This is a genomic window from Thermoanaerobacterium xylanolyticum LX-11 (assembly GCF_000189775.2).
In the GTDB taxonomy this organism is placed as follows: Bacteria; Bacillota; Thermoanaerobacteria; order Thermoanaerobacterales; family Thermoanaerobacteraceae; genus Thermoanaerobacterium; species Thermoanaerobacterium thermosulfurigenes.
The window spans coordinates 624359-651044 of sequence record NC_015555.1 but is presented as its reverse complement, the minus strand read 5'-3'; the positions used below and the strand labels follow the sequence as shown (position 1 = coordinate 651044).

General features: G+C 33.8%; 21 protein-coding genes and 3 riboswitches. Of the genes, 2 read left to right on the top strand and 19 right to left on the bottom strand.

Annotated elements, in window-relative coordinates; all coding sequences use genetic code 11:
• Positions 1-28: 28 nt before the first annotated feature.
• The 8 genes from THEXY_RS03195 to THEXY_RS03165 form a co-directional block, all read right to left on the bottom strand.
• The gene (locus THEXY_RS03195; RefSeq protein WP_041592193.1) at positions 29-5617 is read right to left on the bottom strand and encodes an alpha amylase N-terminal ig-like domain-containing protein; all 5589 of its coding nucleotides are present in this window, start codon (positions 5615-5617) and stop codon (positions 29-31) included.
• Positions 5618-5990: 373 nt separating this feature from the next.
• Positions 5991-6962, bottom strand: coding sequence for a YvcK family protein (locus THEXY_RS03190; RefSeq protein WP_013787414.1), 972 nt, complete (start codon positions 6960-6962; stop codon positions 5991-5993).
• A 45-nt stretch (positions 6963-7007) separates the two neighbouring features.
• A complete protein-coding gene (gene rapZ, locus THEXY_RS03185; RefSeq protein WP_013787413.1) occupies positions 7008-7862 on the bottom strand; it encodes an RNase adapter RapZ in 855 nt (284 codons plus the stop codon).
• A gap of 5 nt (positions 7863-7867) precedes the next feature.
• Entirely contained in the window at positions 7868-8599 is a 732-nt protein-coding gene (locus THEXY_RS03180) for a PHP domain-containing protein (protein ID WP_013787412.1), read from the bottom strand.
• Positions 8600-8606: 7 nt separating this feature from the next.
• Entirely contained in the window at positions 8607-9512 is a 906-nt protein-coding gene (murB, locus tag THEXY_RS03175; protein WP_013787411.1) for a UDP-N-acetylmuramate dehydrogenase, read from the bottom strand.
• Positions 9513-9669: 157 nt separating this feature from the next.
• The gene (locus tag THEXY_RS13080) at positions 9670-9840 is read right to left on the bottom strand and encodes a hypothetical protein (RefSeq protein ID WP_013297276.1); all 171 of its coding nucleotides are present in this window, start codon (positions 9838-9840) and stop codon (positions 9670-9672) included.
• A 13-nt stretch (positions 9841-9853) separates the two neighbouring features.
• Positions 9854-12250, bottom strand: a complete 2397-nt coding sequence (locus THEXY_RS03170) for a heavy metal translocating P-type ATPase (RefSeq protein ID WP_013787410.1) — start codon at positions 12248-12250, stop codon at positions 9854-9856.
• 18 nt (positions 12251-12268) lie between these two features.
• Complete coding sequence (locus THEXY_RS03165; protein ID WP_013787409.1) at positions 12269-12583, bottom strand: DF family (seleno)protein; 315 nt, start codon at positions 12581-12583, stop codon at positions 12269-12271.
• 175 nt (positions 12584-12758) lie between these two features.
• Between THEXY_RS03165 and THEXY_RS12310 the strand changes: the two genes are divergently transcribed.
• Together THEXY_RS12310 and THEXY_RS03160 are read left to right on the top strand one after the other, a co-directional pair.
• Positions 12759-12911: a DUF1540 domain-containing protein gene (locus THEXY_RS12310; RefSeq protein ID WP_013787408.1), complete on the top strand. Its 153-nt coding sequence runs from the start codon at positions 12759-12761 to the stop codon at positions 12909-12911.
• Positions 12912-13096: 185 nt separating this feature from the next.
• Positions 13097-13387 (top strand): hypothetical protein, encoded by a 291-nt coding sequence (locus THEXY_RS03160; RefSeq protein WP_013787407.1) that lies wholly within the window; start codon positions 13097-13099, stop codon positions 13385-13387.
• A 50-nt stretch (positions 13388-13437) separates the two neighbouring features.
• On the opposite strand, the gene THEXY_RS03155 is transcribed toward THEXY_RS03160, so the two are convergent.
• From THEXY_RS03155 to THEXY_RS03105, 11 genes are all read right to left on the bottom strand, one after another.
• Entirely contained in the window at positions 13438-14709 is a 1272-nt protein-coding gene (locus tag THEXY_RS03155; protein WP_013787406.1) for an Nramp family divalent metal transporter, read from the bottom strand.
• A gap of 174 nt (positions 14710-14883) precedes the next feature.
• Complete coding sequence (locus tag THEXY_RS03150; protein ID WP_013787405.1) at positions 14884-16176, bottom strand: homocysteine synthase; 1293 nt, start codon at positions 16174-16176, stop codon at positions 14884-14886.
• A gap of 129 nt (positions 16177-16305) precedes the next feature.
• Positions 16306-16408: riboswitch (SAM riboswitch) on the bottom strand.
• A gap of 74 nt (positions 16409-16482) precedes the next feature.
• Positions 16483-18189 carry a DNA polymerase/3'-5' exonuclease PolX gene (gene polX / locus THEXY_RS03145; RefSeq protein WP_041592064.1) on the bottom strand — a complete coding sequence of 569 codons (1707 nt, stop codon included), beginning with the start codon at positions 18187-18189 and terminating at the stop codon, positions 16483-16485.
• Positions 18190-18320: 131 nt separating this feature from the next.
• Positions 18321-19508, bottom strand: coding sequence for an MFS transporter (locus THEXY_RS03140; RefSeq protein WP_013787403.1), 1188 nt, complete (start codon positions 19506-19508; stop codon positions 18321-18323).
• Between the two features lie 12 nt (positions 19509-19520).
• Positions 19521-19916 (bottom strand): HEAT repeat domain-containing protein, encoded by a 396-nt coding sequence (locus tag THEXY_RS03135; RefSeq protein ID WP_013787402.1) that lies wholly within the window; start codon positions 19914-19916, stop codon positions 19521-19523.
• Complete coding sequence (locus THEXY_RS03130) at positions 19913-20245, bottom strand: hypothetical protein (protein WP_013787401.1); 333 nt, start codon at positions 20243-20245, stop codon at positions 19913-19915. Before THEXY_RS03130 ends, THEXY_RS03135 begins: the two co-directional genes overlap by 4 nt.
• Before the next feature lie 76 nt (positions 20246-20321).
• Positions 20322-20382, bottom strand: a riboswitch (Fluoride riboswitch).
• A 24-nt stretch (positions 20383-20406) separates the two neighbouring features.
• Positions 20407-21594, bottom strand: coding sequence for an MFS transporter (locus THEXY_RS03125; protein WP_230197630.1), 1188 nt, complete (start codon positions 21592-21594; stop codon positions 20407-20409).
• Positions 21595-21728: 134 nt separating this feature from the next.
• A complete protein-coding gene (gene eno, locus THEXY_RS03120) occupies positions 21729-23015 on the bottom strand; it encodes a phosphopyruvate hydratase (protein WP_013787399.1) in 1287 nt (428 codons plus the stop codon).
• Positions 23016-23075: 60 nt separating this feature from the next.
• Positions 23076-23137: riboswitch (Fluoride riboswitch) on the bottom strand.
• 80 nt (positions 23138-23217) lie between these two features.
• Positions 23218-24957 carry a dynamin family protein gene (locus THEXY_RS03115; protein WP_013787398.1) on the bottom strand — a complete coding sequence of 580 codons (1740 nt, stop codon included), beginning with the start codon at positions 24955-24957 and terminating at the stop codon, positions 23218-23220.
• Between the two features lie 99 nt (positions 24958-25056).
• Positions 25057-25476, bottom strand: a complete 420-nt coding sequence (locus THEXY_RS03110) for a universal stress protein (protein ID WP_013787397.1) — start codon at positions 25474-25476, stop codon at positions 25057-25059.
• 1 nt (position 25477) lies between these two features.
• Positions 25478-26605 carry a cation:proton antiporter gene (locus THEXY_RS03105; protein WP_013787396.1) on the bottom strand — a complete coding sequence of 376 codons (1128 nt, stop codon included), beginning with the start codon at positions 26603-26605 and terminating at the stop codon, positions 25478-25480.
• Positions 26606-26686 lie beyond the last annotated feature (81 nt).

The window sequence follows — 26686 nt, the reverse complement described above, 5'->3', positions numbered from 1 at the left end:
TTTCTCATCGCAACTAACTTATATATGATTATATGTTTCCGCTTTTCTCTAATAAGCCGTATATGATAGCTGCTGCTTCCGCTCTCGTAGCTACACCTTTAGGTGCAAACGCATTGTTAGGCTCTCCATTTACTATTCCTAATTTTGCTGCATTTGCTACTACATTCCTTGCCCAGTCGCTTATGGATTTGTCATCGCTAAATGATGTAGCACCTATGTTTTCTTCTTTGTACTGTGTCAGCATCTCGTATGCTCTCATTGCTATTGCTGTCATCTCTTCTCTTGTTATATTGTCATTTGGCCTTGCGTTCTTTCCGTCACCTTCGATTATTCCTGCTTTGTATGCTGCTTCTATTGCGTTTGCATACCAGTCTCCGCTCTTAACATCACTAAATTCTCCATTGTATGTTTCTTCTTTTATGTTTAAAAGCCTCAGTATCATTGCTGTGAATTCTGCTCTCGTTACTGTCTTATTGGGTTCATACTGAGTGTCTGTCATTCCTTCTACTATATGCCTTGATGCTAATACTTCTATTACGTCTTTCGCCCAATTGTCTTTTATGTCATTAAATGTCTTGTCGTACTCAAATGCCGCATATTGTGAGAAGTGCGTCGCATTGAATGTTATTGTTCCAGATGACACGTCTACTTTTCCACCCACGTATTCCCATTGATTTGTCGTTGGGTTGTAGTAGTAAACTGCTACTTTTCTTGGATCGTTAGCTTTTGATATATTTAATGTTACTTCTACTGGTTTTGCCAATGCTACATTTCCACTGCTACTACCTATTGTTATGTCTACTACATTAGAAAGCGGCATATAGTTTGTTACATTAGGCTTTCCATTGTCTTTTATAGATACATTGACGCCGTTTTGTATCTGGTTTTGGTTAAGTGCATCTTTTGTAAGTGCTATTGATGCGTTATCTGATTTTATGACGATGTCTTTGCCGTTAGCAGCACTTGTATCTAAAATGTCTTTGGAAATCTGCACGACTTTTTGCTGTCCTTGGCCTATTGTAGTTATGTCAAATACTACTTTCTTGTCTTTTGAATTTATTATCAGGTCTTTAGCTTTTCCTGCATCAAGCGTCAATGTAATAATGTTACCATTCTTATTGACTGCTCCAATTGTATTGTTTGTATTGTTTGTATTGTTTGTATTGTTTGTATTGCTGCTATTGACGCTTGTAGTACTTGTTGTGCTTGTACTTGTGCTTTCAGTGTTATTATTCCCTGCACTGCTTGAATTACTTCCACTTGTGCCTGTATTATTATTTCCTATGCTGCTTCCACTATTATTCTCTTGTCTATTTACATCAATCTCAATATCCTTTGTAAGTTCAGCTATTCTGCCTTGATCGTTACCATAAACACTACCATCATTTGGTTCAACATGTATCTTAATCGTATTTGCCCCATAATTTAAAGATACATCTTTAGTAAATACACCATTTTCATTTTGAACAAAACTATCACCATTTATTGTAACTTTAGCACCTTCATAAGTATTACCTTTGATTTGTATAATATTTGTATCAGAATCAACTGTAACATTATTACTATTTGGTGAATATATGAATATTGGTATATCCCTCCATCTATAAACTGTATCATTTATTGTCATTTCATTATTGCCTTGATTAACAATCGTTACTTTTCTGTTTGATGCAAGTTCATTTCCATATTCATCTTTTTCAACTTTGTCCCAACTACCACGTGCATATTTGTATTCTAATTGTGTTCCTTCATCAAGAGTAAGCGTAATGCTATAAGTATTGTCATTTATTTTTGTCATCTGTTGTGCTGATGGATCCCAAGTAGCATTAGGGAATGTTCCTGCCAAATTAACAGCATCTGGTGTATAATCTGGTACAGTTACATTAAAAGTAACCTTGATAGGAACTATATCTGGTTTTATAGTCACTACATTAGATTCTGTTCTGTTAAATGATGGGTCAACAGCAACAACTTTATAACTATAGGTTTTTCCATTGATTACACTTGTATCAACATAATTATAGACCTCATTGGATACAGTAGCTATTTTATTAAATGATGTTCCACCCTCAGATCTATAAATTTCATAATCGTATATCCCAACATTGTCTGTAGATGGGCTCCATGTAAGCGAGACCCTCGACGATTCTGTACCTGGTTGGTTCAAATAAGGTTCAGTTGGCTTTATTAAGTCATCCGAAGGACCAACATAAAACGATAATGTATTTGTCGTAAGCCAGCTTTGACCTTGATTATCTGAAAATCTCATTAAATATTCCCATTGACCTATTTTATCAGGTGTAAAACTTGCTTTGTACTGATCATTATTTCCTATATCTCCAACATATTGAGCATTTACCCAGGTAAAATCACTATTATCTACACCATATACGCTATTATATACACTGCCATATACTGAATCATAGACAGTACCGCCAACATATTTATACCCTAATTGCGCTATCATATTTAGACCTTGACCAGCACTATTTGTAAGTCCATCTGCCCAAACTTCTGCATAAATATCTTCTGTTGGTTTATCAACACCTATTATATGATTATCAGATACTTGTGTAAGATTTCCTACCCATCCTATAGGATACGCTGGATATGCTACTGCATCATTACTCATTTCGCTTTCATTGCCTAATTCATCGACTGATGATATTGCGTATACATATTTTAATCCATTTGTAACATTGGTATCCTCAAACGTTGTTCCAGTTACATTTGATGCTATTTTTTCATATAAACCACCTTCTACTGATGAACGATATACATTGTATCCTGTTGCACCATCAGATTGTGACCAAGATAAATCAACTTTACCGTTGCCAGATATCGCAACTACATTTGAAGGAGCTTGTGGAGCAGTTAAATCTTGCCCATCATCTGATATGAGCATTACACCGCTCATGGAAGGTACATCTATAACTATCTGCCCATTACTTATTGAATATGATGCATTATTGTTAATTAAATCTTTAAAAGTAACTCCATCTCTTAAAAACTTTGTAGTATCAATAGTTATTTGTTTATCTGAATTGCTCCTATTTATCGCAACAATTGCAGCACTATCAGGATACGACTTACCAAAAGCATCTTTGCCATTTATAATTCTCCTACCAATAGCATAAACATCATTTTGTGCATACAAAGTCTCCAAATCACCGGTTTTTAATACTTGATTGTTATTTCTTATCCTCGATATATTTTTAAAGAAATCTTGCAATGCAGTATCTTCATTTCCCCAAGGGAATGTTCTTCTATCATCCGGATCTTTGCCACCAGAAACTCCTGCTTCATCACCATAGTAAATATCCGCCATGCCAGGATATCCCATTTGCAAAATTGTTGCCAATTTAAGCTTTTGTTCTGCTATTTGTTTAGCAGCATCTGAGTTTTCGTTAGGATCTGCAGAGTTATATCCAAACACTGTTAGTATTCTCATTGTATCATGCGATCCAAGTAAGTTCATTGTTGAATAGAAAGCAGGCAATGGATATCTTTCATATATGCTCATCAACCTTTGGTCAAGTTTTGCTGCATCTATAGGATTGTGTTGACCATTTCCGTCATCAAAAGGTTGCCCAATCAAGAAATCGATTATGTCGTTTCTAAACTGATAATTCATAACTGAATTAAAAGAATCGCCAAGTAAATCAAGTGAGGCATCTCCCCAATTTTCTGCTATCATTGGAGCTTCAGGTTTTACAGTATTAATAGCATCCCTGAAATGTGTCCAAAAATCATGTGCAACTTCAGTTTCAACATCTAATCGCCAACCATCAGCGCCATCATTTAAATTTCCGTCTGGATTTAGCCAATACTTCGAAATCGCATTTTTATCATTTATTATAAAGTTAGCCCAACTTGTAACGTTATACTCGCTGCCATTCAACGACTTTATAACAGGCAAGCTATCATAGCCCCACCAACACTCGTAAGTACCGTCTGAATTAATGGTATACCAATCACCATACGGTGATAAAGATTGATTCCCTTCTTTCCAAGCTTGATATGCACCCAAATCTGGATACTTTCCATATCTATTAAAATAGATGCTATCATCACTGGTGTGATTGAATACACCATCAAGAATTATTTGTATACCTTTAGCGTGTGCATCACTCATTAACTTTTCAAAATCTTGTGTAGTGCCAAACATTTCATCAATCTTTGTATAATCAGCAGTATCATATTTATGATTTGAAGGTGATTCAAATATTGGATTTAAGTAAATTACTGATACTCCAAGTCCTTTCAGATAATCAAGTTTATCATCGATTCCTTTCAAATCACCACCAAAAAAGTCGTTTGACCAAATACCATCGCCAGTATAACCTAGTTTTCCAGCATTATTAGGATTATCCGGAAGGTCATTCCAGTTATTATGGAACTCTATTGGATCATTGCCACGGCTTAATGTCTTTGCATGATCATTAGATGTATCTCCATTATAAAACCTGTCAGGGAAAATTTGATACATAACAGCGCCTTTCATCCAATCAGGCGTATCAAAATTTTTATCGTATACAGTTAATTCAAAATCCTTATTTACAGTATCTGTTGCTTTTCCAACGCCACCAAGTTGGTCATCATTGTCGCCATAATAAGCAGTTTTAGTTCCATCTTTTAATATAAAGTAATACCAAATTCTCGTTGGATGATCAAAACTCAACTTTATTTCCCAATATTCATAATTACTATCAGGACTTTCACCTATTCTTGTCATAGGTAATTCCGTCCTCGTCTTGTTTATATCATCCCAATACGATATTCTGGCAGATTCGAGATCATGATTTTTGGCTTGAATTCTCAGTGTAACTGTTTGTCCCACTTTTATAGCTCCAAAAGGATTCCTAAAAAACGGATCATGCGTATCATGCTTTAGATCATCATAATATATGTTGTTATCTAAACCAGTAAGTGTTGGACTATAATTAGTCCAAATATTGTGTGTCTTTGCATCATAAAAAAATGTTATATCAGCATCGCTAATAACGTTTAACTGTATGTTAGAACCATCTTGTGCACCATTTGCACCATAGTTTTCATCCCATGTATTCCCTAATGTCACCTTATACTCATAGTTGCCCTTTGGAACATGCGCAGTATATGAATAAACATTGTCAAAATTATCATCTATCATTATAGCTGTTGATGTTCCAGGATCCCAATCGTTGCCTGCTCCAATAGCTGATTGAATTGTCCCAACTAATCTAGGTAATTTATCATTAGATATTGGAGTATACTTTGTAGAATCGGTTAAAGATTGTGTATTATAGTCAAACCAGAATGTAACATATGAATCATTTGTTAAGTTTAGCGTTAGATTTCCTTGAGATGGAACACCTCCACCAGCCCAGGAATGATTTAATGCAACTTTATACTGATAACTACCAGCTTTTAGTTGAGTAGGCGTAGTAAATTCATATAGTCCATTTCCTACATACTGCATTATGGTAATGTTACTATCTATATTCCAATTAGAATCACCCAGTTGGTCTTGAAAATCCCCCACGATATTTGCTACAATGCTTGCATTGTCAGCAGCATATGCATTGTGAAATGGCATTGAAGAAAATACTGCTGTCAATACTAACAAAAGTGACATAACAAAACTTATAAATTTTTTACTTAAAACTTTTTTATACACATTGATACCTCCCACTAAGTTTTTTAGATTAAAATAAATTAATATTTTATATCCCTATAGCCCGTTCTTTCACCTCCTTTTAGAGTCATTTATCTTCTGAAATTAATATAAAAATAAACTATTTGAGATTAAGAGTTGAATGTGCAAAATTTGCGCAACCGATTTCTTTCAAATAATATTATATTATCATTGTTAAAGAATGTCAATAATGTTCATTGATTGAGTTTTGGAGAAATTTTAATAATAGTTTGAAAGCTCTACAATATTGCTTTCAACAAATAAATTTACCAGATTTTTTATTTGCTATGAAATAAAAAAGACTATGGATTTATCATCCAATTAGCCCCATTAGTATCTCTGCAAGCTTTTGCTCATCATGCCTTATGTAATTGTTTCTTATTGCTAACACATCTTTTTCAATGACTTTTATTCCCTTTTGCTTAAAACTTTCTACATCATAGCTTACAGGTTGCGACATGTCTTCTCTATATCTATCTTTGTACTGATAAGGAATTTCACCATTATTTACAATGACATAATCAAGAGATTTTAATCCATGTAGAAAAAGTGCATCAACGTGTGCATTGGCATCATAACCAATTGTCTCGCCAGGTTGAGTCATTATATTACACACATATACCTTAATTGCTTTTGACTTTTCTATTGCTTCACAAACATCATTAACTAATAGATTTGGTATTATGCTGGTGTATAGGCTACCAGGACCTAAAATAATTTCATCAGCTTCCATGATATCTATTAAAGCTTCTTTTACCGGTTTCGCTTCTTTAGGTTCTAAAAATATCCTTTCTATTGGACTTTTTTCTTTCATTTGAAGTTTCGGTATTAGAGATTCTCCATCTATGACTATCCCATTTTTTAACTTAGCCTTAAGTTTGACGTCATCTAACGTGACAGGCAAAACCTTTCCTGATACAGCTAAAACCTCGCTCATCTTTTTGACAGCTTCTTCAAAGCTATTTGATATGCCATTCATTGCGGCTAAAAAAAGATTTCCAAAGCTCTGTCCTTTAAGCATTCCATCAGTAAACCTGTACTGTAAAAGTTTTTCCATTGTAGGCTCAGTATTTGCCAACGCCAGTATACAGTTTCTTATATCGCCAGGCGGTAACATGCCTAAATCCTCTCTTAATACACCAGAACCTCCTCCATCATCTGCAACTGTTACGATTGCAGTAATATTATGTGTATACTTTTTAAGTCCTCTAAGCATTGTTGATAATCCTGTACCACCGCCAATTACTACAACTTTTGGACCATTTAAGTAAGCAAAATTCTTCATACAAGCAACCCCTTTGCAATAAGTCATCTAAAAGGATAATATCGCTTATTCTTCTCTAATATCTCTATGATTTATTATAGCTGTGTAATCCCTTTTTCTCAGTAAATCGTATAATGCATTCGCAATTGTTACAGATCTATGTTTACCGCCTGTACATCCAACAGCTATTACAAGCTGTGATTTGCCTTCCCTTATATAAAATGGCAGTAAAAACTCTATCATGTCTTCCAACTTATTTAAAAATTGTTTTGCTTCTTCCCATTTCATAACATAATCCATTACTTTTTTATCATTTCCGGTAAGTGGTCTAAGTTCATCTATATAGTACGGATTTGGCAAAAACCTCACATCGAATACAAGATCGGCATCAAGGGGTATACCGTATTTAAATCCAAATGACATTACATTTACGATTATACCTTTGAATTTTCTTCCTTCGATGAAAATATTGTACAATTCCTGTTTAAGCTGAGCTGCAGTTAAATTCGTCGTGTCAATGATGCTGTTTGCCATTTTTCTTATTTCCGCAAGTTTTTGCCTCTCATCTTTTATTCCATCTATTATGGAGCCTCCATCTGTAAGAGGATGTCGTCTCCTTGTTTCCTTAAATCTCTTTATCAATGCTTCATCTGAAGCCTCCAAAAAGATTATTTCATAGTCATACTTATTTTTCTTTAGATAGTCTATAGCAGAAAAAATATCTTTAAATAGTTGTCCACCACGTAAATCCATGCCAAGAGCAACTTTATCAATATCTTTAGAGCCATAAAAGAGATCAGCCAACTTCGGTATCAATGCTGGAGGAAAGTTGTCAATGCAAAAGAATCCGATATCCTCCATCGATTTTAATGCTTGGCTTTTCCCTGCACCTGAAAGACCGGTAATTATCACAAATCTCATTTGTATCACTCCTTAGCATTTATTATATCATTTGTTGTAAGTCCCGCTTCTTTCGCAATTTCGATTCCTCTTGCAAAATCGCCAACTCTCGACGGTGTGTGTGCATCGCTGTCAATTACGAATTTTGCACCAACAGATTTTGCTATTTTCACGTATTCTACAGTCATATATCCGTGGCTTGAGTTTATCTCAAGAGCCGTTCCTTTAGCTTTTGCCGCTAAAGCAAGTCTCTTTGTATCTATATCGACTTTTGCTCCAGGATGTGTAATTATATTTATATTGTATTTATTTATGGCTTTTATCATTGCATCTGTATTCTGCTCTCTTACAACAGTTTTTAAAGAACTAAAGTATTTGCTGGCTGCATTTTCCCCAAATAGATGAATAAAGTTATAAAAATCAAATGGCGCAACACCCGTATGATAACCCATAAGCAGTATATCTATATATTTTAAAAGCTCATCATCCACATCGATATCGCCATTTAAGCTTATAAGATTTGCTTCTACTCCCATTAAAACCTTTATATCAGGAAATTTCTCATTCATTCTGTCTATTTCATCTCTGATTTTCCTGTAATTGCGACTCCTTACGCCAAAAAATATATGCCTCGGTCCATGATCAGTAATAGCGATTTCTTTAAGTCCTTTTTTAATTGCAGCTTTTACATTATCTTCAATTGTACCTTTTCCATGGCTAAATACAGTATGTGTGTGATAATCAGCAAAAATTTCCATCCTTAAATTACCTTTCACCAATTATTTTAACTTCCGTCTCCAGATCTACGCCAAATTTGTCTTTGACTGTTTTTTTAATGTATGCAATTAGATTTAAAACGTCATCTGCAGTCGCATTACCTTTATTTATGATAAACCCACAATGTTTTTCAGACACTTGCGCACCACCGATTGTATATCCACTAAGTCCAGCATCTTGAATCAATTTTCCTGCATAAAATCCTTCTGGCCTTTTAAACACGCTTCCAGCACTTGGGTATTCCAGCGGTTGCTTCATTTTTCTCAATCCATTTAATTCGTCCATTTTTGCTTTTATGTCCTTATAATTTCCTTTTTTTAAGTGAATCCACGCTCTTATTGCAATCAAATTATCTAACTGTATTAAACTGCTTCTATACCCAAATCTCATGTTACCATTTTTTACTTCATAAATAGAACCATCTTCATCAATAACTTCTACTTTTTCAACTACGTCTTTTATTTCAGGACCATACGCCCCGGCATTCATTGTGATAGCACCACCTAATGTGCCTGGTATACCGCTGGCAAATTCAAACCCTGTGAGTTCATTGTCAAGAGCTGTATTTGCAATCGACGAAAGCAATGCACCAGCCTCCGATACAATCATCTCACCATCTACAGAAATTTTCCTAATAGCAGTAAGTTTTATCACCACACCCCTTATTCCTTTATCTGAGACTATGATATTTGTTCCGTTACCAAGTATAAAATAAGGTATATTTTCGGCTTTTATTAAGCCCATAACTTTTATCAGTTCATCCACGCTTTGAGGTATAACCAGTACGTCCGCCGGACCACCAATCCTAAAAGATGTATGTCTTGACATAGGTTCATTTATATATATATCTTCATCTGAAACCACTTTCTTTAACATTTCTGCAATCTTTTCCAATATATCAACTCCCTACATGTATTTACAGGAAATTTTCGTTCAGTAATATTTTATCAACTATTCTCATGTTTAATTCCTTTTTGTTTTCCTCTTAGAGTATAGCACTTTTTTAAAGCATAAAAAAGACAAAAAAATAGAAGGCTTTTTAAAACCTTCCTCAAACATTGTAACATACTTTAAATCTTTTACTAATGCAGCCCTCAGAGTCATAAACACTAACAACAGCCGTACACTTTTTGATCTTAATCTCGCAATTGCAATCCCTGCAAAAATATAGGTTATTGCCTATTTTACCCACATTAGTGCTTTTGCAATTTGGGCATTCCATATAACTCACCTCACTAATTAGCTGATCTGAACCTCCTCAGCCTTAAGGCGTTTGACACAACTGATACTGAACTAAATGCCATTGCACCCCCTGCAATAGCTGGATTTAAAAGACCTGCTGCAGCAAATGGAATTCCTATTGTATTGTAGATAAAAGCCCAAAACAGATTCTGATAAATATTTCTCATGGTAGCTCTGCTTAATTTTATCGCTGTCACTAAACTCATTAAACTACCACTTATAAGCGTAATGTCTGACGTCTCAATTGCTACGTCCGTTCCAGTCCCTATAGCAATACCTAAATCTGATTGTGCTAACGCTGGAGCATCATTTATGCCATCTCCAACCATTGCAACTATTTTACCCTGTTTTTGTAACTTTATAACTTCCTCCGCTTTTTTTTCTGGTAAAACTTCTGCTAATACGTGATCAATACCAACTTGTTTTGCAATGGCCTCAGCAGTTCTTTCATTGTCACCGGTTATCATGTATACATCTATGTTTAAAGCTTTTAATTCTTGTATAGCCTTTGCTGAATCTTCCTTAGGTACATCGGCAACCGCTATTACACCTAAAGCCTTACCTTCAGATGATAGAATCATAACAGTTTTGCCTTCATTCTCAAGCTTTTCTAAAGAAAAACTTATGTCAGATGTATCTACGTTCTCTCTATCCATCAACCTTCTATTCCCAATATAATATTCTTTTTCGTTAATTATAGCACAAATACCGTAGCCTGGTATAGTCTCAAATTTGCTCGGATCTGGCAATTTTTCGCAGTTTTCCTTTGATTTATTCACAATTGCTTTGCCAAGCGGATGCTCAGAATTTTTTTCAGCTATTCCAGCAATATACAGCAAATCGTCTTCCTTCAATTGACTAAATGAAATGACATCGGTGACTACAGGTTCTCCTTTTGTAATAGTACCGGTTTTGTCTAATACAATAGCATTAATCTTTTTTGCTTTTTGCAAATATTCGCCACCTTTTATAAGTATGCCATTTTCTGCACCTTTACCTGTACCTACCATGACAGATGTAGGCGTTGCAAGACCTAATGCGCAAGGACATGCAATTACAAGTACAGATACTGCACTTATTACACCTTCGTTAAGATTTCCTAATACAAGGTACCATATCAAAAATGTAACAATTGCTATTCCAATGACTACAGGTACGAAAACTCCTGATACCTTATCAGCGATCTCTTGGATAGGTGCTTTTGAGCCTTGTGCATCCTCAACCATTTTTATTATCTGTGATAGTACCATATCTTTCCCGACCTTCGTCGCTTTAAACTTAAAAGTACCTGTCTTATTTATTGTCGCACCTATTACTTCGTCATTGACATTTTTATCAACAGGAATGGATTCTCCAGTTATCATGGATTCATCTATAGTAGAACTTCCATCTACAATTATACCATCTACAGGTATTTTTTCACCTGGCCTTACTACAACTATATCTCCTACCTTTACTTCTTCAATAGGTATGTCTATTTCTTCTCCATTTCTTATGACCCTTGCAGTTTTCGCCTGAAGCCCCATAAGTTTTTTTATTGCTTCAGATGTTTTGCCTTTTGCTATAGCTTCAAGCATTTTTCCTAATGTAATAAGAGTAATTACAACGGCCGACGCTTCAAAATACAAATAATTGTGTACTTCTGACATAGGCTTAGTAAAAACATTGTACAAACTATAAAAATATGCAGCAGATGTACCGAGAGCAACTAATGTATCCATGTTGGCTGACATGTTTTTTAAATTATGCCAAGCACCTTTGTAGTATCTATATCCAATAATAAATTGAACTGGTGTGGCTAAAAGTATTTGAAACCACGGCGCTTCTAAAATTCCTGTAGGTAATTTAAAAACTTTTAATACCATAGCAAGAAGAAGCGGAAAAGTCAAAATCGAAGATACAATCACCAAAGCTTTTGTTTTTTTTATCTCGGCTTCTCTCTCATTTTTTTCATAGTCTAATGCATTATCTTTTTTTTCTTTCGCATCATAGCCGATGTCTCTTATGGCTTTTGCCATCTGTTCTACACTTATAGCATCTGAATTATATTCCACAGATGCCTCCTCTGTGGCAAAATTAACGCTTGCTTTATATACACCAGGCAATTTATTCAAAGTCTTTTCTATTTTAGTAGCACATGAAGCACATGACATGCCAATCAATACAAGATCTGCTTTATCCCTTACTACACCATATCCTAAATCTTCAATTTTTTTCGTCATATCATCTATGTCAACTTTTTCTGGATCGTACACAACTGTGGCTTTCTCAACCGCTAAGTTAACATTAGCTTCATCAATTCCTTCTAAATTTTTAAGACCCTTTTCTATGCGAGCGGCACAAGACGCACAAGTCATGCCGGTAATTTTTAAAGTAGCTTTTTCAGGCATATAAATCATCTCCTCAAATTATATTGCTAATGCCTCACCAATAGCTTTTAAAATCATTTCTTTAGGTGGCACACCGGAATTACGTCCATTCACTTTATAAACTCTGCATCCATAAAGAGGTTCATCATTTCTTCTCTCTTTTTCTATGTCTTCTCCATTGATATGAATTGACGGTGAACCTAAAAATTTATATCTATATGCATCTTCTTCAGACTCTATCTTTACTATTTCTATATCATCTTTAATATTTTTTTCTAATAAAACCTCTTTTAACAATTTTAAAGCTGGCTCTGAATTAGGACATCCTTCGAAGTATAAAAAACGAATTTGCATTAAAAACACTCTCCTATTTAACCGTTTTATACCCCTTAAGGGTATTGTAATTTTATTATATAATTCCGATATGTTTATGTCAATATTATTTTGACGTCTTTTCATAAGCTTATGTATAACTACATCCTTTATGCAAATAATAATTCTTGATTAAAATCAATTGGAGGTGTTCTTTATGAATGCAGAAAGCGTAGTAAAATGCGGTGTTAACACATGCGCATATTGGAAAGATATGAGATGCCATGCACAATCAATCGAAGTGAATCCAAAGACCCCGACAGCAAAAACCAGCGCAGAAACTGAATGTACAACATTCAGGTCAAGATAAAGATATTTTAAAAGAGCTGAATAGTTATTTATTTCAGCTCTTTTTTACGAACTAAATATATTTTATGGAAAGCCTTATGGAGTCTTCAGGCGGTAAAAGGCGGAGAAAGTGCTTTGGTCTTCATAAGATCTTTATAATTGCATTGTATAATAAAATCACAATAAAAAAACTAGGGGGAATTTTAAATGAGAAAGAAAGTTATAGCTATATTCGCAGGCACGCTAATAATAGGTGCTATAGCATTTACGCAAATACCTGCATTAAGAGCAAAGGCCGATACAATTAATAACGGCTATGGGTTTAACATGATGGGTTCAAATTTCAACTATAGTGCCATGTACAACTACATGAAAGGACTTACAGCGAAAGATGTGCAAAATATGATGGGTGGAAATATAGATGAAAAAGATGCGCAAAATATGTTAAATGCATGCACAAATGCGCTAAAGAACGAAATCAACGAACAGCAAAAGTAATTTAGGAGCCTTTGGCTCCTTTTTTTACGTAGTTTAATTCGTATCTGAAATCATATCTGAAACAACGTGAGAATTCCCAAAGAACATACAAGTAAATATATTATCGCAAGTACGATTTTTTCCCAATTTTTTAATTTATATTTTTCAGGTAATGCCTTCCATCCAAGCGCTATCAAAAATCCGAGGACAATTGGCAAAAGCAATGAATTCATTATTTCAACTGAAATTGTCAATGTTACAAGGGGTACTCCTGATAAGACGATAATGGCGGAAACAATAATACCTGCAGCATATAATCCATAAAATATCGGAGCTTCTTTCCATGATGAATTAAGGCTTCGCTTAAAATCCATAACTTCACCTAACGACCATGAAGTTGCCAATGAAACAACAACAGCTGCTATCAAAGAAGCACCGATAATACCTGCTGAAAATAAGATTTTGCCACCAACCTGACCTACAAATGGTATAAGTGAATCAGCAATCTGCTGAATATTCGTAAGTGAAACATTTGGATTTATCCGTCCAATAGTGGCAGCCGTTAATACAAGTACAACCGCCATGATTATCTGAGTTACAACTGAACCGACAGCAGTATCAATGCGGCTAAACCTTATCGATTTTTCTGTTAATTTTTTGTCTATCACAGCGCCTTGTTGGTAAAATATCATCCAAGGCATTATTACGGCTCCAACATTGGCTGCTATAAGAAGCCTATAAGATTCATCGTAGAAAGGCTTCTGTCCGATAATCCCATTTATTATTGACGAAGTATCGGGATGTGCTAGTATAACCGCTGGTATAAAGCTTAGTTCAAATAATCCGATAAATATAGCTATGCGTTCAACAATAGTATAACGTCCAAAGCCTGTTATTAATATTAAGGAGATTGATGCAAGTGATATGCTTATCCACTTTGGTATGCCAAACAATAAGCCAACACTGGCAATACCAGAAAATTCTGTGACTAAAGCACCTATAGCAGAAACCACAAGTGTTAAAACTGAAAACCATGCCCAACCTGCACCAAACTTTTCCTTGATCAATTCGCCATGCCCTTTACCAGTCGTTATTCCAATACGTGTTGTAAGCTCCTGCACAAAATATAAAATTGGAATAAGCAAAAATTGCAGCCACAACAAGCTATAACCCCATCTAGCACCCGACTGTGCCGATGTTATAATAGATCCTGCATCAGTATCTGCTAACATAACAGTAAGCCCTGGGCCTATTGTTGCAAGTAGTAATAGAATAGTAGATTTATTCTTTTTTGATCCTTCAAATTCATGAGATAGTGTATGTTCGTTTTCGTTCAAAGGCATTTAAGCACCCCTTCTGCATAAATTTTTCTTAACCTCAGTAAACCATAAGAAAAGCAAATTCAATTTTTACAATTCTTTGATTCTGAAATTCATTCTCAATTAGATTATACAATATATTTCACCGTACTGCAATATCAAAAGCTCTCTTCTATTCTGAAGAGAGCTCTATAATATTTATTCTGCTGCTTTTTTAAGTGCTTGATCAAGGTCATACAATATGTCGTCGATGTCTTCTATGCCTATTGAAAGTCTTATTTGGTCAGGGGTTACACCTGCTAATGATAATTCTTCTTCGCTTAATTGCGAATGTGTCGTGCTTGCTGGATGAATTACCAAAGACTTTGCGTCACCAACATTGGCCAGCAATGAGAATAATTCAAGGCTGTTTATGAATTTGATTCCAGCATTTATTCCACCTTTTATTCCAAATGTCAATATCGCTCCTGCACCCTTCGGCAGGTATTTCTTTGCAAGCTCATGGTATTTGTTTTCTTTAAGTCCAGGATAGTTTACCCACGTCACATTGGGATTGCTTGCTAAGAATTCTGCTACTTTTTGTGCATTTTCCACATGTCTTTGGACTCTTAATGACAAAGTCTCTAATCCTTGTAAAAATAAAAATGCATTGAATGGACTTAAAGATGCACCAGTATCTCTTAAAAGCTGTACTCTCAGTTTTGTGATATATGCGGCAGGTCCAAATGATTCAACATATTTGATTCCATGATAGCTGGGATCTGGCTCTACAAATTCAGGGAATCTTCCGCTTCCTGCCCAATCAAATTTTCCTGAATCTACTATTACTCCGCCTATTGATGTTCCGTGGCCTCCTATAAATTTTGTCGCTGAATGTACTACTATATCTGCCCCGTATTCAAACGGACGGAAGAGATATGGCGTTGCAAATGTGTTGTCTACAATTAGCGGTATTTTATTCTCATGGGCTATTTTTGCTATAACCTCAAAATCAGGTATATTTATCCCGGGATTTCCTATCGTCTCTATATACAATGCCTTTGTTTTGTCTGTTATTGCTTTTCTGAAATTTTCTGGATCATCTGGATCTACAAATGTCGTTTTAATGCCAAGTTTAGGCAACGTTAAAGCGAAAAGATTGTATGTTCCTCCGTATAATGTGCTGGCAGATACTATTTCATCACCTGCACTTGCTATATTTAAAATCGAGTATGTTATAGCAGCAGAGCCAGAAGCTGTCGCAACAGCACCAACACCACCTTCTAAGGCTGCTATTCTCTTTTCAAATACATCATTGGTGGGATTCATAATTCTTGTATAAATATTACCTGGTTCTTTAAGGCTAAATAAAGAAGCGGCATGTTCAGTATCTTTAAATATATATGACGATGTTTGATAAATTGGCACTGCCACTGCACCTGTAGTTGGATCTGGTTCTTGCCCCGCATGCACCTGCAATGTGTCAAATTTTAATTTTCTTTCTTCACTCATCTAAATCTCTCCTCTATATAATTTTAATTTAAATAAACAAATTAAATTGATTCTTATAATGCACCTCTTTTCATTTTGGTATATTAAAAGCCCTCTTCGATGTAGAAGAGGGCTAAGTTTGCGCCGCTCCTCTCATCTCTCAGGTTTCCCTGCAGGATTTGGCACCAGACGCATTATATATGCCGGTTGCCGGGTTTCATCGGGCCAGTCCCTCCACCACTCTTGATAAGAGGTTTCATATTCAATTTGTATTTTAAACTATATTAACACTTTAAATCATTAATGTCAATAGGTTTTCTTGGAATTTTATTTTAAAACCTTCTTTAATTCGTCATATTCATACGTATTTATCACATCTTTCGCTTCAAGCCAACCTTTACGTGCAATGCCGATGCCATATTTCATATCATCAAGTCCTTCTATCCTATGTGCATCTGGGCAAATTGCAAATTTTACACCTTTTTCTTTTGCATATTTTATATATCTCCAATCCAAATCAAGCCTGTATGGACTTGCATTTATTTCAATTATTTTCCCGTATTCAGCAACACTATCTATAATTTTATACACGTCAATGTCATAACCGTCTCTTGCAAGGAGAAGTCTCCCTGTTAGATGTCCAATGATTTTTGTGTATTTATTTTTTATAGCTTTTATTATTCTCTCTGTCATGTCGTCTTTAGTCATTTTAAAGTTAGAATGAACAGATGCGATGACAAAGTCAAGTCTTCTCAATATATCTTCGTCATAATCAAGTGAACCATCTTTTAATATATCAGATTCTATGCCTTTTAATATTTTTATATCACTATACTTGTTATTCAATTCATCAATTTCATCCAATTGCCTTAAAACATCTTCTTCTTTAAGTCCATTTGCATAAAATGCAGATTTACTGTGATCTGTAATACCAATAATTTTATAACCGCAATCTCGTGCAGCATTCACCATTTCAGAAATTGTATTTGCACCATCGCTGTATATCGTATGTACATGAAAAACCCCTTTGATGTCTTTTTCATCTATTAATATGGGAAGTAATCCTTTTTCTGCTGCTTCAATTTCACCCATATTCTCTCGAAGTTCCGGTGGAATATATTGAAGAGCTAAACTTTTAAATATGTCGTCTTCATCATAGCATTTAACAAGCAAATCATCTTTAAATAGTCCATATTCATTCATTTTTATTCCCATTTGCTTTGCCCTATGCCTCATAGCTGTATTGTGCTCTTTGCTACCGGTAAAATGGTGCAATGCATATGGAAATTCCTCATCTTTAACAACCCTTAAGTCTACATTTATGCCAGATTTCAATATTACGCTAGTCTTGGTTTCTCCCTTGGCAACAATATCCCTTATACCTTCATATTTTGTAAATACGTCCATTAGCTTCTCAGGATTGTCACACGTAGCAAGAATATCTATGTCTTTCACCGTTTCTTTTCTTCGCCTTAAACTTCCCGCAATCTCGCATCTTATTGTCAATCCACTATCAACAAGATATTGTTTTAATGATGTGGCCTCTAAATATGCATCCATAAATAGATGCTTACCACTAAACTGTTTTATAAATTGTATACCTTCAAGGATTTTTTTCTGTGTTTTTTCACCAAATCCAGGTAATTCAACAAGTCTATTTTCAATACAGGCATATTCCAATTCACCAACCGTCTTTATATCCAATTTGTCATACAATGTTTTTATCTTTTTAGGTCCAAGACCTGGTATTTTCAACATCTCAATTAAGCCTTCAGGTATCGATGCTTTAAGATTTTCATAGTATTCAAGTCTGCCTGTAGTAATAAGCTCTGTAAGCTTTTTATTAAGCGCATCACCTATACCCTTCACATCTTTTAATCTATCTTCTTTTATTAATTTCTCAATATCGTCGTCAAGAACTTCTATTGTACGGGCAGCATTATAATACGCTCTCGACTTAAAAGGATTTTCACCTTTTAATTCTAATAAAAGCCCTATTTCATTAAGTATATCGGTAACAGTTTTCTTATCCATACTCATCACATCTCTTTAATTTAATCTAAATAATTGCCGATATATTCTTAATATATTATATCATTTTTACTGTAAAACAAAAATAATAAAGTATGGTTCATGTGTAAACCATACTTTGATTTATAGTTTATTTACTTTTCTATTCTAAATATAGTTATAAAAATTACAGCTAATATTGAGCATCCAGCGCCAAAATAAAATGGAGCGGAAGGTGCAACTTTATCCCACAGATACCCAGCAATAAAACTGGCAGGCAGTGCAAGGATACCAATAGAAGCATTGTACAATCCAAAAGCTGTTCCTCTATTATTTTCATCTACAAGATGCGCAACAAGAGACTTTGCTACACCTTCAGTCGTAGAATAATAAATACCGTAAATTGCATATAAAATCCATATATGCCAAGGCACCCTGGCTAATGCAAATCCAAGATAAGTAACTGCATAAATTAACCATCCAATTTTGATTACATTAACCCTTCCAATCTTGTCAGACAGTATTCCGCTGGGCACAGACAGTAAAGCATAAAAAAGGTTAAACATGGCAATGATAATAGGTATCATGGCTGAACTTACGCCTACGTTACGAGCTCTTAATATCAAAAATGCATCACTGCTATTTCCAAGTGTAAATATTAGCATAACTATGAAAAACAACAAAAATTTTCCTTTGAATATAGTGAAATCAAATTTAAACGGTGTACTGACATTATCTCCTTTTCTTTCGACTACGAATAATCCAATAAGCAATATTGTAATAAAGCCAATAAGCCCTGCAACTAAAAATATTATCCTGTATTTCGTCTCATCTATGTATTTAGCAAGCAAAACCATTAACCCTGTTGTGATAAGTGGTCCAATAAATGAGCCTAACGTATCAAGCATTCTTTGAAATCCGAATGAATAGCCCATGTTTTTCATTTCAGATGACTTTGCAACAAGTGCATCTCTTGGAGCATCCTTTAAACCTTTACCAATGCCATCAGTAAAACGCAATCCAAACGTCATTGCTGCACCATTAGTCAATGATAGAAAAATTCTTCCTATTGCAGAAAATAAATATCCTATAAAGACGATTGATTTTCTCTTTCCAAGTTTGTCAGATATTATGCCAGAAACAATCCTCATAATACTGACAATCGTTGTTACGCTTCCCTCAATTAACCCTACGGTTTCTTTACTTAAACCTAATATCTGAGTGTAAAACGTTGGCAAAATAGGTTGTATCATATCCTGGCTTAAACCACCAAAAAAAGCCACCCATCCTAATGTCTTAATATTATTGACTGTACTCTTATTTTGTCTTTCTTTATTATCCATTTTATTATCCTCCTAATTAAATCTTGATTTAATTTTTTCTAAAGCAATTAAGGCGATGTTCTTTGATAAAACTGAAAAATTATCTATATTTTCTTTAATATAATTATATACATCTTTATCGCCTATTTCCCCTAATGCTGCTACAACAGCTTGTTCAATGTAGGGATCTCTTTCCTTTCTGTCCTTCTTAAGATACTCTATTAAAGTATTTTTAGCTTCTTTAATTTTTAGTTCACCAATAATCTTTGCTGCCATATACTGTACATTATAATCAGGATGATTTAACGCCGTAATAAGTTTTTTGCTATAATCATCATTTGTAATATTTTTAAAATCATACCCACATTTTTGACATTTTTCATCGCCAATATCAGCTATTTTAAAGCAGTTAGGACATATATACCTCATTCTTCATCAGTCCTTATGCCAGAAAGTCCTTTTAAATAATTGTTTTCTGCCTCATACCCTTTTAATTTAATATCCAGTGTTTGATTATCTCTTACTAGCTGGAAATATTTAAATCTCATAGCGGAATACTTTGATGCCAACATTATAAGCTGTTTTCTTATATCTTTATCATCAGGATTTTTTCGTTCCATCCAATACGCTTTAATACCCATCTCAAAAATAGCTCTGTAACAGTCTTCACTGCTGAAACCGTCCTTTTCCAAATCCTCTTTTAATTCTTTTATTTCTTCCATTTGTTCGTCACTTATTTCAAATGATACTTTCTTCATCACGATCATCCTTTCATATATCAACTATTTTTTATTATCATGCTCTATCCTTAAAGTAAAACAAAAATAGCTCCTACTAAATGTAGAAGCCATTAGCCATCAAAGCAATTAAGGTGAGCTTCATCACCATAATATTCTTTTAACTATATTATACCATAAATTTATCTGCTTGATCTAACAAATAACACATACCAAAAAAGCGCAATCATTTCGGCTATTATTGAATATAGAAATATAAAATTGATAGAATGAGCATATAAGTATCCGAAAATAGTACTTCCTAAAAACATAGAAAATCCTGTAACAGCACTGAATACACCAAACGCCTTGCCTCGCTCAGAAATATACGTAATATCGGTAATTACAGACCTCATCGTAGTTTCTTGCATACTTGTAATAAATCCCCATATAAGCATTGAAACGATAGCCAAAACTGGCATATTTGAAAAGACCATGAAAGTCATCAAAAAGGTCGATATTGGAAGCACTGCTAACGACAAAAAACCTTTCTTGTCATAAAATTTTCCAATGAATACTGCACTTACTCCATCTACCGCCATTGCTAATGCGTACAAAAGTGGAATAGCATCTTGGCTTAACACTTTATGACTCAAAAAATGATATGAAATAATCGGATAATTAGCAAATCCGAGCATTGCAAAAAATATAAAAAGCATGTAATATAAATACTGCCTTGAAAAGTTTTTATTCAACAAATCTACATTTTTAGATGCATTTTTTGTATTTTTCTCCAATTCTGCAGGATTAGTGACTTTGCTTCGAGCGTATATTACAAATATAACAGTAAGTATTGCTGGAATCCACATCAAAATAAAGCCCGTCTTATAACTACCAGCAAAAGATATAACAAAAGTAAAAATCAAAGGTCCTATAATACCACCAATTTGATCAAGCAACTCATGTAATCCAAAACCTAATCCAGTTCCTATTTTTTTACTTACATGTGATAAAATAGTATCTTTTCCTGGACTTCTTATTGCTTTTCCGGTTCGCTCCAATATTATTAACAGCGCTGCTATTGGCCATTTACCTGTAATAGCTAAAAGAGGTACAGAAATAAGCATTCCATATCCTAATATCGTCCAAAGCCATGGTTTTGATGTCTTATCTATAGCATATCCTACTGGTATTCTAATAGCAGACGCCAAAAATTCACCAATACCCGTAACAATGCCAACGATTAGTGCATTTGCACCTAACAACTTCAAATATGGACCATACACACTTCTTGCACCTTCATAAGTTATATCTCCAAATGCACTAACTATACCAAGTAGAAGTATAACACTAATTGCCACTTTTTTATCTTTATCATCAATTTTCATCATATCAAATCCTTTTTGCTGTGGTCCTTTTTTTATTGCTCTTCTCGCTAATTATTTTAATTAATAAATTAGACCAAAATGGCTAACAACAGTCATTAATTAATGATGCTGTTAGCCATCCTTTCTAAACTCTATAGTTATTTCCTTAAATTATAAAATATATCTTTTCCTTTAAATACAGCGCTATCTCCCAATAACTCTTCAATCCTTAAAAGCTGATTGTACTTAGCTATTCTTTCAGTCCTACATGGAGCACCGCTTTTTATCTGTCCAGCATTTACTGCTACTGCTACATCTGCCATTGTTGTATCTTCTGTTTCACCTGAGCGGTGGGAAATAACAGTAGTATAGTTAGCTTTCTGAGCCATTTGTATTGTATCCAATGTCTCTGATAAAGTGCCTATTTGATTCAACTTAATTAAAATAGAATTGGCAATATTTTTCTCTATACCCTCTTTAAATATCTCTGGATTTGTAACAAAAATATCATCACCTACTAATTGAATCTTGCCACCAAGCTGAGACGTAAGCAATGCCCATCCATCCCAATCATCCTCTGCAAGTCCATCTTCAATGGACACAATAGGATATTTATTAATCCATTCTGAATAGAGATCAATCAACTCACTTGATGTACGACTTACTTTTTCACCTTCAAATACATATTTTCCATCAATATAAAACTCAGACGCAGCAGGGTCAATCGCTATAGCTACATCTTCTCCTGGTCTGTAATCTGTTTTTTCTATTGCCTCGATTAAAAGTTTCAATGCATCTTCATTTGTCGAAAGATTCGGAGCAAACCCACCTTCATCACCTACAGATGTGCTAAAGCCCCTGCTTTTTAAAACATTTTTTAAAGTTTGATAAACTTCTGAGCACATTCTCAATGCAGTCGAAAAACTATCTGCACCAATAGGAACAATCATAAACTCCTGGACATCAACAGTATTGTCTGCATGTTTTCCTCCATTTAATATATTCATCATTGGCATCGGCAGTTCGTACGAATTTGTGCCTCCAATATACTTAAAAAGCGGTATATTTAAATAATTCGATGCTGCCTTAGCCACTGCCAACGATACACCTAAAATTGCATTCGCACCAAGCTTTGACTTGTTTTTTGTGCCATCTAATGAAATAAGCAAATGATCTATTTTTCTTTGTTCAAATACATCCATATCAGTAATCTCTTTTGCAATAATGTTGTTGACATTGTCAACTACATTTTTAACACCTTTGCCATGATATCTCTTTTTGTCATTTTCCCTTAATTCTACGGCTTCTTTTGTACCTGTAGAAGCTCCAGAAGGAACGGCTGCCCTTCCTATAATACCATTTTCCAATATAACGTCAACTTCTACTGTAGGATTCCCTCTTGAATCTAAAATTTCCCTTGCTTTTACTGAAGTAATTCGTGGCATAATATGTATCCTCCTTTAGATAATTTTAAATTTATAATAATAAAAGCTGATAACTCCTATACTTATATAGAAGCCATCAGCTAAAATTAGCAATTAAGGTGAGCTTCATCACCTAATAAAATTATTTACTTTTAACTATAATTTTCTAACTATAGTTTAAACAAATTAATTGTAGAAGTCAATATCTTTTTAGGATGATTGCCTAATTTTTGGCAATTATATCATTTAATTTGCTTTTCAATTCGTAAATATTTTTCAACATATTTAGATACAAATCTTTTTCTTTTTGAAAGCTATCTTTGTCAAGTTCATAATTAGTTTTTGTTTTAGCAAGAAGTTTTTTAACCGTTTCAAACATAGATTGCAATTTTGAATTCATATCCTTTTCAAATTCACTAAAACTTTCTTCAATTCTTCTTAACAAATCATATCTTATACGGCCTAAATTTCTATCAATATCTACATGAATCCTGCTTACAATACCATTTAATATAATCTTGCCAGCAATTTTTTTGGGCAAGAAATAAGTAAAAATTACCGGATCGATTTCCAATGCATCTACATCATATCCTATTTTGTACGTAAATTTACTTTCTGATGTAATTCCATCTCTGCACTTAAAATATTCTAAATCTATACCAAACAACTCATTTGCCACAGATTTTATTTCATCAATGACTTCATTAATCCTTGAAAAATAATTTGATAATGCCACATTATACTGTTTCTCAATATCCCTTTCAATTTCCATTTTTATTATTTCAAATTCTTCTACTATTGTTTTTTCAACATATTCCTCAAGTTCTCGTTTCTGATCAATTCTACTTAATTTTAAAATGCTGTTATAATGTTCTTTTGTTCTTTCTGAAACTCTCAAGCTTAAATATTGTTTATATTCCTCGACTTTCTCATCAAAATTTTGTAAAATATTTTTCATGTCGCCTTGAAATAATAAATATATTTCATTTTTATTTTTCTCAACTTTTCTAATAAAGTTTTCAAAGGCTTTTATATTAGATTCTAAATGTTCTAAAGGAATTTGTTTTAATTTTATGCTGCTTTCAATAAAAGTTTGGCACATTGAAATGATCCGATCAATATTTTTAGCATAACTTTCAAGCAATACTTTTTCTTTTTCTGTCATTAGAAAATTTTGTAAGTCAACTTCAAGCTTTTTTGCTCTACTCTTTTCAATTGCTTCATTATCTTTCGAAATTTTGCCTTCTAACGCCAATTTAGCAGAAATTGGATATATAATAATATTATCATGCTTCGTAATTTCTTTTATAATATTTTCATTAAATTTAATTATCTCATCTAATTCTATTTCACTTACATAGTCAATTTTGTTTAAAACAAAAAATATCTTGTTGACATTCTCTGATATTTGAGACAAAAACTCTTTTTCCAATTCACTTATAGGAGGATCCACCGAAAGTAAAAAAATCACAGCATCAGCTTTATTTATATAACCATATGCGACATCTGTATTATGCTTGTATACCGATCCAATACCAGGTGTGTCTATAATTACTACATCATTGCTTACAAACTCAAAAGGATATCCTATATGTATCTCTTTGACTTTTTTTATGTTTTTAGGATTGTTCTTCTCTGTGCAGTATAAATCCAATTCTTTTACATCAATATTATCAATCCTACCATCTTCGTACAGTACTTTTGCCCATACTTCAATACTATATTGAACTTTTGTTATAACAGATGTTAAGGGAACGACTCCTGTAGGAAGCATATCAATTCCCAATATATAATTGGTGAATGTCGATTTTCCTCTTTTAAATTGTCCTAACACTACAAGATAAAAGACATTACTGCTAAATTTATCTTTAATATCTGATATAGCATCTTCTATTGCTTCAACACTTATATCTTTTGATATACTTTCTACTTTTTCAAATATTTCATCTAATTTTTTCCTCATACTACTATATCGCTCCTTCATTGGATTACATCCATATTGTAAATTTGAAATTCAGGTATTGACATACCTGAATTTCAAATTTTATATAGCCACTACATATTATTTTACAATAAGAACAGAACATTTTGCATGCCTTGCTATGTTTTCTGCAACGTTTCCAATAATATACCTTTTTACACCGCTATTACCTTTTTCACCCACAACTATCAAGTCACATCCATGTTTTTCTGCAAAGCGGATTACTGAATCCACAGGATGACCTGTTATCACTTCTGTAAATACTTTTATCCCTTTTTCATTAGCCAATTTCCTTGCATTTCCAAGTATCTTCCCATAATATAATTTTGCTGAATTTAAAGCCTCATCTACTTCGTCTTTTGAATTTACAAATTCCGGAATATTAGCAACCGATATCAAATATGCTTCACTATTATTTATTTGCGCTAATTCTAAAACAAATTCATATGCTTTATTTGCATATTCCGACCCATCATACGCAAGTAAAATTTTTTTAAACATTCTAAATCTTCCTTTCTATATCATAATCTTGCGGTCTGTAAAATTTTTCTGCAATTAATGTAGGTACAATTGCACTTAAAATAACTACAGTAACAAGAATAGTGTACTGATTACTTGTTATTATTTTATGAGTTAATCCAAACATTGCTGATATTGTTCCAAAAGTAAGACCTGTAGACATTAGAAGAGTTGTATACATTCCTTCTTGTTTTGAAAATTTAAATACCATAGTAGTTGGTTTTACCGCTATATATTTTGTTGCAATTTTAATTAAAAGTAATATAACAATCAAAAGAATATTTACTATTACACCATGAAGAGAGACGTATAATCCCGCTTTTATAAAGTAAAAAGGTGTAAAAATAGCAAATGCTATTGATCTCATACGGAATAATAAATTCTTTTCTTTTACAAAAAAACCTGATACCATTAATCCAAGTATATATGCCGGAAGAACAGCTTCACTATTTGCCATAGAGGCTAATCCACCTGTTAAAAATAGAAAGAAAAATAGATATTTTATTTCTAATTGCCCTACTTTATTGCCATATACTGCAAAGAATTTTTTTGTAGCAGAGGGCATAAATACAGCTACTACTACTGTAATAACTACAAATAACAACATCCACTTGTTATAGTTTGCAAAAAGTATCCCAAGCACTAAAACTGTACCAAGATCATTGATAAAACAAGCAGCTAAAATAATTTTCCCAAGTTCCGTTTCATTAAGTCCACTTTCCACCATTACAGCATACACAACTGCAACAGAAGTTGTTGAAAGAGCAATGCCAGCAATTTCAGAAGCTTTAAGAGTCCAATCTGCAACAAAATGCGTAAAAGCAAAAGCTCCTGCAAAAGGAAATATAAGAGCTAAAAGCCCTATTGTGATGCTCTCTTTAAACTTTGACTTTAAGACTATTGGATCAACTTCTGCTCCGGCTAAAAATGTCAAAAAAACGCTTCCAACGCCTCCTAAAAACTCTACCCACTGATTTGTTTGAAATCCTAAATAATTGCCAGCAATAACCCCTACCAAAATCTCAATTAATGATATAGATATACCCGTCCAATCAGCAACCAATCCTGCTATCAAAGCTAAACCTAACCACCAACTATAAGTCAACCACATTAGTACAACCCCCTAATTATTCCATTTATTATGAATTTTTTTGTTAAAATGGTAGGAGCTATCAGCATCCTGGTGCATTGC